The organism is Rhodovulum sp. BSW8, from assembly GCF_003314725.1.
Classification (GTDB): domain Bacteria; phylum Pseudomonadota; class Alphaproteobacteria; order Rhodobacterales; family Rhodobacteraceae; genus Rhodovulum; species Rhodovulum visakhapatnamense.
In genome coordinates this window covers 252,344-264,779 of the sequence record NZ_QNVX01000005.1, presented here as the reverse complement: position 1 = coordinate 264,779, position 12,436 = coordinate 252,344, and the positions used below count along the sequence as shown (strand labels likewise).

10 protein-coding genes are annotated in these 12,436 nt (G+C 66.9%); 2 read left to right on the top strand and 8 right to left on the bottom strand.

Annotated elements, in window-relative coordinates; all coding sequences use genetic code 11:
- Positions 1 to 16: 16 nt before the first annotated feature.
- The 8 genes from DSD19_RS03510 to DSD19_RS03475 form a co-directional block, all read right to left on the bottom strand.
- A complete protein-coding gene (locus DSD19_RS03510) occupies positions 17 to 580 on the bottom strand; it encodes a holin family protein (protein ID WP_207802410.1) in 564 nt (187 codons plus the stop codon).
- On the bottom strand, positions 571 to 1,185 hold the full coding sequence (locus tag DSD19_RS03505; RefSeq protein ID WP_113668541.1) for a holin-associated N-acetylmuramidase: 615 nt from the start codon (positions 1,183 to 1,185) through the stop codon (positions 571 to 573). The genes DSD19_RS03510 and DSD19_RS03505 overlap by 10 nt, the downstream gene beginning before the upstream one ends.
- A 63-nt stretch (positions 1,186 to 1,248) precedes the next feature.
- A complete protein-coding gene (gene ccmE, locus DSD19_RS03500; RefSeq protein WP_113668540.1) occupies positions 1,249 to 1,710 on the bottom strand; it encodes a cytochrome c maturation protein CcmE in 462 nt (153 codons plus the stop codon).
- A 13-nt stretch (positions 1,711 to 1,723) separates the two neighbouring features.
- Positions 1,724 to 2,752: an N-acetyl-gamma-glutamyl-phosphate reductase gene (gene argC / locus DSD19_RS03495; protein ID WP_113668539.1), complete on the bottom strand. Its 1,029-nt coding sequence runs from the start codon at positions 2,750 to 2,752 to the stop codon at positions 1,724 to 1,726.
- Between the two features lie 97 nt (positions 2,753 to 2,849).
- Positions 2,850 to 3,377: a VPLPA-CTERM sorting domain-containing protein gene (locus DSD19_RS03490; RefSeq protein WP_113668538.1), complete on the bottom strand. Its 528-nt coding sequence runs from the start codon at positions 3,375 to 3,377 to the stop codon at positions 2,850 to 2,852.
- Between the two features lie 136 nt (positions 3,378 to 3,513).
- Positions 3,514 to 4,326: a glutamate racemase gene (locus DSD19_RS03485; protein ID WP_113668537.1), complete on the bottom strand. Its 813-nt coding sequence runs from the start codon at positions 4,324 to 4,326 to the stop codon at positions 3,514 to 3,516.
- Positions 4,327 to 4,330: 4 nt separating this feature from the next.
- A complete protein-coding gene (locus DSD19_RS03480) occupies positions 4,331 to 5,203 on the bottom strand; it encodes a lysophospholipid acyltransferase family protein (RefSeq protein ID WP_113668536.1) in 873 nt (290 codons plus the stop codon).
- A 143-nt stretch (positions 5,204 to 5,346) separates the two neighbouring features.
- On the bottom strand, positions 5,347 to 8,751 hold the full coding sequence (locus tag DSD19_RS03475) for an indolepyruvate ferredoxin oxidoreductase family protein (RefSeq protein WP_113668535.1): 3,405 nt from the start codon (positions 8,749 to 8,751) through the stop codon (positions 5,347 to 5,349).
- A 154-nt stretch (positions 8,752 to 8,905) separates the two neighbouring features.
- Here DSD19_RS03475 and DSD19_RS03470 point away from each other — a divergent pair, with 154 nt between their 5' ends.
- Positions 8,906 to 9,811, top strand: a complete 906-nt coding sequence (locus tag DSD19_RS03470) for a LysR family transcriptional regulator (protein ID WP_075785681.1) — start codon at positions 8,906 to 8,908, stop codon at positions 9,809 to 9,811.
- Between the two features lie 399 nt (positions 9,812 to 10,210).
- Positions 10,211 to 12,370, top strand: coding sequence for a phosphoribosylformylglycinamidine synthase subunit PurL (gene purL / locus DSD19_RS03465; RefSeq protein ID WP_113668534.1), 2,160 nt, complete (start codon positions 10,211 to 10,213; stop codon positions 12,368 to 12,370).
- The last annotated feature ends 66 nt before the right edge of the window (positions 12,371 to 12,436 follow it).

Below are 12,436 nucleotides of genomic sequence, written 5' to 3'. Positions count from 1 at the left end.
ACCATGCGCCCGGCGATCACCTCTCGCGCCACTCCTCCAGCGCCGGATTGGTTCCCAGAGAGACCGCCACCGCGCCGGTATCGGTCCGGGCGGTACGCACCGCGACCGCCTCTTCGGACAGGTCGCGCAGATGCTGGAGGTTGCGCGCCACCTGCGGCGCCATCGCCATGGTCTCGGCGATCGAGCGCTGAAAGTCCTGCCCCTTGGCCTGATACCGCGCCCCGAAATAGAAGCTGATGATCGCGCCCATGAGCCACCAGAGCGGCTCGGGCACCAGCGCCATGCCCTGCATCCGGGCGGCGAACCAGACCGGATCGACCATGGCCGAAATCGCCAGCCCGACCGTGCCCAGCGCCAGCAGCGGCCGGGGCAGCCGGTTCGCCCCGTCGATCAGCGCATCGAAACGCGTCTGGCGCGGCTGGGCGAATTCACGGGCGAATTCCTCCAAGACGGCGCGCTGCAATTCCAGATCGCGCTTGTCGGCCGCCTCGGCATTGACCCGGAACACCTCGGCCGCCTCGCGCACCACATTGGGTCCGCCCGAGAACAGCATGCCGAGGGCTGCATTCATCATCCCCATCGCGCGATCCTTTCCCGATGTTCGTCCTCGCTGAGACGATAGCGGGGCGAAATGAATTCCTCGGCCCGCAGGATCCAGCCGCCCTTGCCGCCGTCGCGCCGGCAGGCGAATTTGCGGCTCGCAGGGCGGCGATCGGCCAGCGCGTAATAGTAGTTGCGCCGGGCGATGCCGTAGGCGTCGGCGATATGGTCCGGCGCCGCCTCGGCCGCCGTCTTGGCGGCGCGCGCGGTCTCGGGACCGACGGCGCCGTCAACCCCGCAGGGCTGGCCCATGTCGTTCAGCAACTGCTGCAGCAACCGCACCGCATTGGCGCCCGCGTTGACATACATGTCGAAGACCGACGCATGCAACAGGTCCGGCAGGGCATCGAGCTTGGGTCGCCGGAAATAATGGTCGACATAGATCGCCGCCGCCTGTTCGGCACTCAGCTTGCGCACATCGGCGATGTCGACCAGCCCGTCCCCGGTCAGGTCGAGCCGCAACCGCCGCAACGTGTCGAGCGTGACGCCGTGATTCGTCGCACCGCCCGGGTCGTCGGGGTCATTCACATAGCCCCCCTCGCGCAGGACGATCTCCCGGGCGAGTTCTTCCACCGTTTTCGTCACAGAAAATCCCCCGCTTCGCGTCTGAACCGGGGGACTTTGGATCGAACGCTGTTAGCGTGGGGCTTAGCTGCCGTTCGCGCCCTCAACGGACGGGTCACGATAAACGCCCTGTTCCTTCAGCGCGTCGACCACTTCCTTGGGCATGTAGCTTTCGTCATGCTTGGCGAGGATCTCGCGCGCCTCGAAGACGCCGTCGACCAGCCGTCCGGTGCCGACCATGCCCTGGTTTTCCTTGAACAGGTCGGGCAGCACGCCGGTATAGGTCACGGGCACGCTGGCGCCGCCATCGGTGACGTTGAAGCGGATGGTCTCGCCCTGCCCGCGCTTGAGGCTGCCCGCCTCGACCAGACCGCCGATGCGGAAGGTCTCGGTCGGCGGCGGCGGCGCCTCTGCAACCTGGCTCGGCGAGCGGAAGAAGTTGATGCCGTCGCGCATCGCATAGCCGATCAGCCCGGTCGACAGCACCAGCGCCGCAAAGGCCAGAACGATGATCTGTATCCGCCGTCTCTTCTTCAGTCCGCGCATCTTGCGTTCTCCCTCAGGGGAAGCAGGGGGCCAGCATCAGGCCGGTTTCCTCGGCGATCCCGAGCATCAGGTTGGCGTTCTGCAGCGCCTGCCCCGACGACCCCTTGGTCAGGTTGTCGAGCGCCGCGATCACCATGGCCCGGCCCGGTTTCCGGTCGCCCACCACCCCGATATGGACGAAGTTCGAGCCCCGGACATGCCGGGTCGAGGGGTGGTCTCCGAAGGGCAGGACCTCGATGAAGATCTCATCCGCATAGGCCCTTGCCAAGGTGGCGTGAATGTCGCGGGCCTCGCCCCGGACATAGACGGTCGCCAGAATCCCCCGGTTCGCGGGGATCAGATGGGGCGTGAACTGCACCTCGACAGGCCGCCCGGCGAGCATCGAGAATTCCTGGTCGAACTCGCCCAGATGCCTGTGAATCCCGCCTGCGGAATACGCATGAAAGCCCTCCGACAGCTCGGCATGTAGAAGATTTTCCTTCAACGCCCGGCCCGCGCCGGACACGCCGGCCTTGAGGTCGATCACGATCTCGTCAAGGTCGATGACGCCCGCCTCGATCAGCGGCCGCAGCGCATATTGCCCGGTCGCCGCGTTGCAGCCGGTGCCCGCGACCAGCCGTCCGGCGCGAATCTCGTCGCGGTAGAATTCGGTCAGGCCATAGACGGCCTCTTTCTGCAGATCGACCGCGGCATGGGGCTTGCCGTACCATTTCTCGTAGGCGGCCGGATCGCGCAGCCGGAAATCGGCCGACAGATCGACGATCTTCAGATCGCGCGGCAGTTCCCTGATGACCGCCTGGCTGGTCGCATGGGGCAGCGCGCAGAAGGCCAGATCGACGGTGGAAAAGTCGATCTCCTCGATCTTCACCAGATCGGGCAGGTCCATATGGCGCAGATGCGGAAACACCGAGGCCATCGGCATCCCCGCCTTGCGCTCGCCCGACAGCGCCACGATGCGAAGCTCGGGATGAGTGGCGATCAGCCGGATGAGTTCTGCCCCGGTATAGCCCGAGGCGCCCAGAATGGCGACGGAGTATGACATGGCTTCTGCCCCTGCAGGAAAACGGGCCCGCACAAGGCGGACCCGGCTGTCTTACCTGTCGCGCGGGGCCAAACGCAAGAGAGGGCCCAAGCCCCGCTCAGGCCGCTTTCCGCGCGCGCTGGCGCAGAAGCGCCGCCGCCCCCAGAGCAGAAATCAGAAGGAGGCCACCCGCGGGCAGCGGAACGGCCTCGATGTCGGGCGCGCCTTGGCTGCCATCGTCATAGGATACCGTGCCCGTCCCATAGGTCGGCCGGATCCAGACATAGACGGACTCGAGCGTCTTGCCGAAATCGAGCTCAAGATCGCTGCTGAGCGTGTTCGAACGGCTGTAAGGGTCGTAGCTCAGCGCCCAGTCGCCGCCGGAATAGCCGCATTCGAGGCAGGTGCCCCACGGGCCGTCCGCGTCCTGACGACCGTCCTCGCGGGTTGACCATTTGATGTAGCCGCCCGAATTCGTGTAGCTCGCCGCGCTGGCGTCGATCGAGAAGGACAGAACGACATTGCTGACATCGTTCAGCGTCAGCCGGATCTCCTTGCTGCCATCCAGAACGATCGTTGCGGCGGAGGCAGCCCCGCCAAGAGCGAAGGTTGCCGCAAGGGCAGCCGCAGCAAGCACAGGTCTCATCTTGTTCCCCAGAAAAAAACTTAGGCCGAAAGTAACATAATCCCGATATTTTTCAATCCGTTATTTGATAAAGCTCACGGAAACAGAGTGTTTCCGCCCCCCCCCCACCGGATGCGCCGGCAGCATGGGGCCCGGCTCAGGCCGCGCGAAACTCTATGCGGCGGCGCAGGAATTGCGTGGCCTTGTCCGACACGAAGCCCGGATCGCCGGTAGTCAGGAACATCGAGGCGTCGCCCGTCCCCCGCATCCCCGGATGCCGGCCCAGATAGTCGGCAAGGCTTTCCGCCACCAGATTGGCCTGCGAATAGACCTTGACGCCCGCGCCCAGCGCCTCCTGGAAGGCGCCCTGCAGCAGCGGGTAATGGGTGCAGCCGAGGATCGCAGCCTCGGGATGCGGCATCCGCCGTTTCAGCGCCTCGACATGGGACCGCACCAGCGCCTCGGCCAGCATCTCGTCGCCCGCCTCGATGGCATCGACAAGCCCGCCGCAGGGCTGGGCCTCGACATCGACGCCGATGGCGCGGAAGGCCAGTTCGCGCTGGAAGGCGCGGCTTGCCACGGTGGCGGGCGTGGCAAACAGCGCCACATGCTTGACCGCGACCTCGCGCGGCGGAGAGTTGTCTCCCCATTGCCGTTCGGTCAGCGCCTCGATCAGCGGCACGAAGACCCCCAGCACCCGCTTGTCCTTGGGCACCCAGCTTTCCTGCATCCGCCGAAGTGCTGCGGCCGAGGCCGTGTTGCAGGCGAGAATCGCCAGATCGCAACCCGCATCGAACAGCCGCGAGACCGCGGCGGTGGTCAGCTTGTAGACATCCTCGGCATCGCGGATGCCGTAGGGCGCATGGGCGTTGTCGCCGAAATAGACGAAGGGCACATCGGGCAGTCGACGCGATACCGCATCCAGAACCGTCAGACCGCCAAGCCCGGAATCGAAGACACCAACCGCCATGCTCTCATGCCCTGCGTTTGTGATCGAACTCGTAGCCGTATGCGAGCGACTTCAGAGGCCGTGGAGACAACTCATAGGTGGAGTTGCGCAGAAAATCCATCATCGCTTTGGCATCCTGCCCAAGGGCATTCAGACGCGCCCGGTCGATCGGACGGCCGATCGCCACCCGCACGGGTTCATCGACCCGCGACCGGAATTCTTTCAGCAGAAGCGCCAGCCGCAGCGTCTCGTGCAGATGGCTCGCCAGCTGGAAGAGGCGCGAATTGTGGCCGTCGAAAAAGATCGGCACCACAGTCGCATCGGATTTCGCCACCATCCTGGCGGTGAAGCTGCGCCAGCCGGGATCCATCGGCGGCCCCATGGGCCGAAGCGCGGTCGACACCGTTCCGCCCGGAAAAACCCCGATGGCGCCGCCCTCGGCCAGATAGTCCAGCGCCGCCTTGCGGGTCGCAAGGTTTTCCTGCATCGCGGCCTTGGTCTCGTCGAAGCTGACCGGCAGGATCACCCGGTTCAGCGCCTCGGCCTTGCGGAAGACCGAATTCGCGAGAATGCGGAAATCGCTCCGCGCCCGCGCCAGGATCAGCCCCATCATCAGCCCGTCGAGAATGCCGTAGGGGTGGTTTGCGATCAGGATCAGCGGGCCGGTCGCGGGAATGTCCGAAAGGCTGCCCTGCACCACGTCGAGGCTGAGCCCGTAGCGATCGACCATGACCTCCCAGAAGTTTCGGCCGCGTTCGACCTCGACCTCGTAGCCCTCGGCCCGGCGGATCAGCGAAATCCGTCCGGTGGCGTTTTCCAGAACCCGGATCAGGGCCTTGCCGCCCTTGGTCCGGGCCGAACTCGAATAGCTGATGTCGCGCGCGACCTGGCCCCGCATGGGCGTTCCCCGAAGCTCTCCGGCACCGGGCCGGGTGGCCTGTGGAGCTACACCAAAACCCGCGCGCAGAAAAGAAATATCGGCGTCGCACGGGGCCGCCGGACCCGGATTTCCCGAGGCCCGGCGGCAGCCCCGTCAGCCCCCTATTCCGCCGCCGTCCGCAGCGGCGCCTCGCCGCCCCGGATGCTGGCCAGAAGCTCGTCGCGCCGCACCTCGGCCGCCGCCTCGGCCGCCGCCTTGACCGGGCCGAAACCGCGCACCGTCAGCGGCAATTCGGCCAGCGCCGTGCAGGCCTCCAGCGTGGCGGGCGAGAGCCGGGCCAGAACCTCCTCCATGTCGGCCTCGAAGCGCCGGATTGCCGCGCGTTCGCGCCGCCGTTCGCCCTGCCAGCCGAACGGATCGAACGGCGTGCCCCGCAGCCGCCTGAGCGCCGCGAGCAGCCGAAAGCCCTGTTCCATCCGCCGCCCGAAGGCGCGTTTCTTCGGACGGCCGTCCGAGCCCTGCCCCTTGAGGAACGGGGGCGCCAGATGCCAGGTGATCTGAAGATCGCCCTCGAATTCGGCGCGGGCCCTGGCGGCGGTCTCCAGATGCAGCCGCGCGACCTCGTATTCGTCCTTGTAGGCCAGAAGCTTGTGATAGCCCTTTGCCACGGCCGCGCGCAGGAACGGGTCCTCGAACCGCTCGACCATCCGGCGATACCGCCGGGCCAGCCGCCCCGACTGATAGGCCCGCAGATGCGCCTCGCGCAGCGCGATCCGCTCGCGCAGCGACCGGGGCTTCTCGACCGTCTCCGAGACCAGCACCCGCGCCGCGGCGGCAGGCTGGGCCGCCGCCCAGCGCCCGATCTCGAAGGCGCGGCGGTTGCCCGCGACGCCCGCCCCGTTCAGCTCGATCGCCCGGTCGATGGCCTCGTGCGAGATCGGGATCAGACCCTGCTGCCAGGCGGCGCCGGTGACGATCATGTTGGCATAGATCGTGTCGCCCATCAGCCGCCGCGCCAGTTCGGTGGCATCGAAAAGTTGCAGCCGGTCCTTCAGCCGCGCCTTCAGCGCCAGTTCCAGCCGGTCCGACGGCACCCGGAATTCCGGGTCGCGGGTGAAGGCCCCGGTCACGATGTCGTGGTTGTTGACGACCGCCCCGGTGCGCCCCTGCGTCATCAGCCCGACGGTCTTCGCCCCCGCCGTGACCACCAGATCGCCGCCGATCACCGCATCGGCCTCGCCGGTCGCCACGCGGATGGCGGAAATATCCGAGGGGGTTTCGGCGATCCGGCAATGGATCTGCACCGCGCCGCCCTTCTGGGCAAGCCCGGCCATTTCCATCATGCCCGCGCCCTTGCCGTCGACATGGGCCGCCATGGCGAGGATCGCCCCCACCGTCACCGCGCCGGTCCCGCCGACCCCGGTGATGACGAGGTTCCAGGTGCCCTCGATCCGGGGCAGCGCAGGCGCGGGCAGCGCGCCGATCTCGACCTCGGCCGAAGCCTCCTTGCGCGGCCGCGCGCCCTTCAGCGTCACGAAGGACGGGCAGAACCCCTTGAGGCAGGAGAAATCCTTGTTGCAGGCCGACTGGTCGATGGCGCGCTTGCGCCCGAACTCGGTCTCGACCGGCACGATGGCCACGCAGTTCGACTGCACCCCGCAATCGCCGCAGCCCTCGCAGACATCGGTATTGATGAAGACCCGGGTATCGGGATCGGGAAAGGCCCCCTTCTTGCGGCGGCGGCGTTTCTCGGCGGCACAGGTCTGGATATAGACCAGCGCGGTCACGCCCTCGATTTCCGAAAGGCGCCGCTGAACCGCCATCAACTCGGCACGCGGATGGCAGGCCACCCCGGCCGGAAAGCCCCGTGGGTCGAGGTCTTCCTTCTCGTCATAGACGACCTCGACGCGCTTGGTCCCGGCGGCCAGCAGTTCGTCGACGATCTGGCGCGCGGTCAGGCCGCCATCGTTGCCCTGCCCGCCCGTCATGGCGACCGCGTCGTTATAGAGGATCTTGTAGGTGATGTTGACGCCAGCGGCGATGGCCGCGTGGATCGCCAGCCGCCCCGAATGGTTATAGGTGCCGTCACCGAGGTTCTGGAAGACATGGCCCCGGGTCGAGAACGGCGCCTCGCCGATCCAGTTCGCGCCCTCCGCGCCCATATGGGTAAAGCCGCTGGTCTCGCGGTCCATCCAGAGCGCCATGATATGGCAGCCGATCCCCGCATAGGCGCGCCCGCCCTCGGGCACCTTGGTCGAGGTGTTGTGCGGGCAGCCCGCGCAGAAATAGGGCAGCCGCGCGGCCAGATCCTCGGCATTGTCGGCGCGCCGCGCCTCGCGAATGCGCGCCAGCGCCGCGGTCAGCGCCTCGGTCTCGCGCCCTTCCTCGATCAGGATTTGCCCCAGCTTCTCGGCGATCATCACCGGGTCGAGCGCATAGCGGGTCGGAAACAGTTCCTGGTCGCGGTCGTTCTTCCAGCCGTAGATCCGGCGGCCGCGGCGGTTGTGGAAGATCGCCTCCTTGGCCTGCACCTCGATCAGCTTGCGCTTTTCCTCGACCACCACGATCAGTTCGAGACCTTCCGAGAATTCGGCAAAGCCCTTCATGTCCAGCGGCCAGACCTGCCCGACCTTGTAGGTCGAGATCCCCAGCCGTTCGGCCTCGGCCTCGCCGATCCCCAGCAGCTCCAGCGCATGGACCAGATCGAGCCAGTTCTTGCCCGCCGCCACCAGACCGATCTTTGCCCCGGGCTTGCCCCAGACCCGGCGGTCGATGCGGTTGGCATGGGCGAAGGCTTCGGCCGCGAAGCGCTTGTGGTCGATCATCCGCTCTTCCTGCGGCACCCAGTGATCGTTCAGCCGGATGCCCAGCCCGCCGGGCGGCATCGCGAAATCGGGCGTGACGAACCGCATCCGGTCCGGGCGGCCATCGACGACCGAGGTCACCTCGACGGTGTCCTTCATCACCTTCAGCCCGACCCAGACCCCGGCAAAGCGCGACAGCGCATAGCCGTAAAGCCCGAAATCGAGGATCTCCTGCACGCCCGCGGGCGAGAGCACCGGCACATAGGCGTCGACCATCGCCCAGTCGGACTGGTGGCAGGTGGTCGAGGACTCGCCGGTATGATCGTCGCCCATGGCGAGCAGCACCCCGCCCCGCGGCGAGGTTCCGGCCAGGTTCGCATGACGGATCGCGTCGCCAGACCGGTCGACCCCCGGCCCCTTGCCATACCAAAGGCCGAACACCCCATCGTGCCGCCCCTCGCCCCGCAGTTCGGCCTGCTGGGTCCCCCAGAGCGCGGTCACCGCCAGATCCTCGTTCAGCCCGGGCTGGAACAGCACGCCTGCCGCCTCCAGATCGGCCCGCGCCCGCGTCATCTGCTGATCGACCGCGCCGAGCGGCGAGCCGCGATAGCCGGTGACATAGCCCCCCGTATCCAGTCCGTCCGCCCGGTCGCGGGCCGACTGCATCAGCATCAGGCGCACCAGCGCCTGGGTGCCGTTCAACAGGATCCGGGATTTCGACAGGTCGTAGCGATCGTGCAGGCTCACATCGGGTCTGGTCATGGCGCCCCTCCCTTGGCGTCGGGTTTGCCCCAGTCTAGGTCAGGAACCGTGACCTACAAAATGATTTCGGAGACACTTCTTCGTTTGCAAATCCGGAACCGCCGCCTGTAGGTATCTGTCGAAATCGGTATACCAGCATTGCGGGAATTGCATGATGGATTGGGACAAGCTCAGGATATTTCACGCGGTCGCGGACGCGGGCAGCCTGACCCATGCCGGCGAAACCCTGCACCTGTCCCAGTCGGCGGTCTCGCGGCAGATCCGGGCGCTTGAGGAAAGCCTTGGATCGACCCTCTTCCACCGCCATGCCCGCGGCCTGATTCTCACCGAACAGGGCGAGTTGCTGTTTGACGCGACCTCGGCCATGGCCCGGCGGCTCGACACGGCCGTCGCGCGCATCCGAGACAGCGTCGAGGAGGTCTTCGGCGAGCTGCGCGTCACCACCACCACCGGCTTCGGGTCGCTCTGGCTCGCCAAGCGCCTGCCGGTGCTTTACCAGCGCTATCCCGAGCTCAAGATCGACCTGATGCTTGAAGAGCAGGTGCTCGACCTGCCGATGCGCGAGGCCGATGTCGCGATCCGGATGAAGGAACCGAGCCAGGCCGACCTGATCCGGCTGAGGCTGATGAACATCAAGATGCGGCTCTACGCGACCCAGCCCTATCTGGACGCGCGCGGCATGCCCGCCACGCCCGAGGATCTGTCGTCCCACCGGCTGATCTGCCAGAACACCTCATCGGCCCAGGTCGCGGCGGGCGCGCGGCTGGTGCGCGAGCTGATGACCTACAACATCCCCTCGACCCTGACCGTGAACAACTATTTCGGCGTGCTGCAGGCGGTGCTGAACGGGCTCGGCATCGGCGTTCTGCCCGATTACGTCACCGAGGATCATCCGCATCTCGTGCGCGTGCTCGACGACATCGAATCGCACGACGTGCCGGTCTTCCTGGCCTATCCCGAGGAATTGCGGGCCTCGCGGCGCATCGCGGCCTTCCGCGAGTTCATCACCGAACAGATCATGGAAAAGCGGCAGAGAGACAAAGACGCGCCGTCGATGTGAGATATGTGCCACATGCATGCCGCCTATGCTGCCTCCGCGGCAAGTTTGGACTTGAACCGCGGCCACCTCGTCCATAATTGCTGGGACGAAGGCGGAAGTAGCGCTTTCGTCTTTACCTCCCTGTTGGACTTGGGCCGAGCTTATGCTCGGCCTTTTTTTGCGCGCGGCGCAGGGTTGTCGGAATTTCGCGCAAGCTTCCGTAGCGTCCGCATGAAATTTCACCAAGATGTGAACGCAGAACCGACCGCAAGATCGCTTTCCGGCCCTCCCGCGCCCCGAATCGTCCATCGACCCGCCTTCCGGCGCCGGTCCGCGCCGCCTTCCGCCATGCGCCCCCTTCCCCCGACCGCGCTCCTGTCGTAGGACGACGCCAAACTGCCCGAGGGGAAGACGACCGCCATGGACGAGCCGCAGATCACCGAGGATCTCATCGCCGCACACGGGATAAAGCCGGACGAATACGCCCGCATCCTGCAGTTGCTGAACCGGGCGCCGACCTTCACCGAACTCGGCATCTTCTCGGCGATGTGGAACGAGCACTGTTCCTACAAGTCCTCGAAGAAATGGCTGCGCACCCTGCCCACGACCGGCCCGCAGGTCATCTGCGGCCCCGGCGAGAATGCGGGCGTCGTCGATATCGGCGACGGGCAGGCCGTCATCTTCAAGATGGAAAGCCACAACCACCCCTCCTATATCGAGCCCTATCAGGGCGCGGCCACGGGCGTGGGCGGCATCCTGCGCGACGTCTTCACCATGGGCGCGCGGCCCATTGCGGCGATGAACGCGCTCAGCTTCGGCGAGGTGAGCCACCCCAAGACCCGCCAGGTCGTCCATGGCGTGATCGAGGGCGTCGGCGGCTATGGCAACTGCTTCGGCGTGCCGACGGTGGGCGGCGAGGTCCGCTTCCACCCCGCCTATAACGGCAACTGCCTGGTGAATGCCTTCGCGGCGGGTCTGGCCGATGCCGACAAGATCTTCTACTCGGCCGCCTCCGGCGTCGGCATGCCCGTCGTCTATCTGGGTGCCAAGACCGGCCGCGACGGCGTCGGCGGCGCGACCATGGCCTCGGCCGAGTTCGACGAGGGCATCGAGGAAAAACGTCCGACCGTCCAGGTTGGCGACCCCTTCACCGAAAAGCGCCTGATGGAGGCCTGTCTGGAACTGATGGCCTCGGGCGCGGTGATTTCGATCCAGGACATGGGGGCCGCGGGCCTGACCTGTTCGGCGGTCGAGATGGGCGACAAGGGCGATCTGGGCATCCGGCTCGATCTGGACCGTGTGCCCTGCCGCGAAGCGCGCATGACCGCCTATGAGATGATGCTGTCAGAATCCCAGGAACGGATGCTGATGGTGCTGCGCCCCGAGAAGGAGGCCGAGGCCAAGGCGATCTTCGACAAGTGGGATCTGGACTTCGCCATCGTCGGCGAAACGATCCCCGAAGACCGCTTCCTGATCGTGCATGGCGGCGAGGTGCGGGCCGACCTGCCTTTGAAGGCGCTGTCGGGCAATGCCCCCGAATACGACCGCCCCTGGGTCGAGACGCCCCCGGCCGCCCCCATGGACGACGTGCCCGGCATCGACCCGATCGACGGGCTGAAGGCGCTGATTTCGTCGGTCAACTACTGTTCGCGCCACTGGGTCTATGAACAATACGACACCCAGGTGATGGCCGACACGGTGATCCGCCCGGGCCCTGGTGCAGGTGTCATTCGCGTCCATGGGACCGAAAAGGCGCTGGCCTTCACCTCGGACGTGACGCCCCGCTATGTGCGCGCGAACCCCGTCGAGGGCGGCAAGCAGGCGGTGGCCGAGGCGTTCCGCAACCTCTCGGCCGTCGGGGCCCGGCCGCTCGCGACGACCGACAACATGAATTTCGGCAACCCCGAAAAGCCCGAGATCATGGGGCAGTTCGTCGGCGCGATCAAAGGCATCGGCGAGGCCTGCCTGGCGCTCGATATGCCCATCGTGTCGGGCAACGTCTCGCTTTACAACGAAACCGACGGCGTCCCGATCCTGCCGACGCCGACCATCGGCGCGGTGGGTCTGCTCGAAACCCTCGACGAGCTGATCGCGGGCGTTCCCGCCGAAGGCCATCTGGCGCTTCTGATCGGCGAGACGGCGGGCCATCTGGGCCAGTCGGCGCTGCTGTACGAGGTCTTCAACCGCGAGGATGGCGACGCGCCCCGCGTCGATCTGGAGGCCGAACGGCGCAATGGCGACTTCCTTCGCGCCAACCGCGCGCTGATCGCCGCCGCGACCGATCTGGCCGATGGCGGGCTCGCGCTCGCGGCCTTCGAGCTGGCCGAGGCGGGCGGGATCGGCGTCACCCTCGATGCGGCCGACACACCCACGCTCTTCGGCGAGGATCAGGCCCGCTATCTGGTCGCGGCCGGGTTCGACGCCGCCGAGGCGCTGATGGTCGCCGCGGCCAAGGCGGGTGTGCCGCTGACTGCGGTCGGCCGGTTCGGCGGCGATCAGGTCAGCTTCGGCGGGGTGTCGGCCCCGCTTGCCGATCTGACGACGCTTTACCGCTCGGCCTTCGCCGCCGCCCTGGGCTAGGCCCGGCGCCCTGGCAGGGCGGCCCCTGCGACACCGGCCCCGCGCGCCCCGTCCTGACAGGGCGCG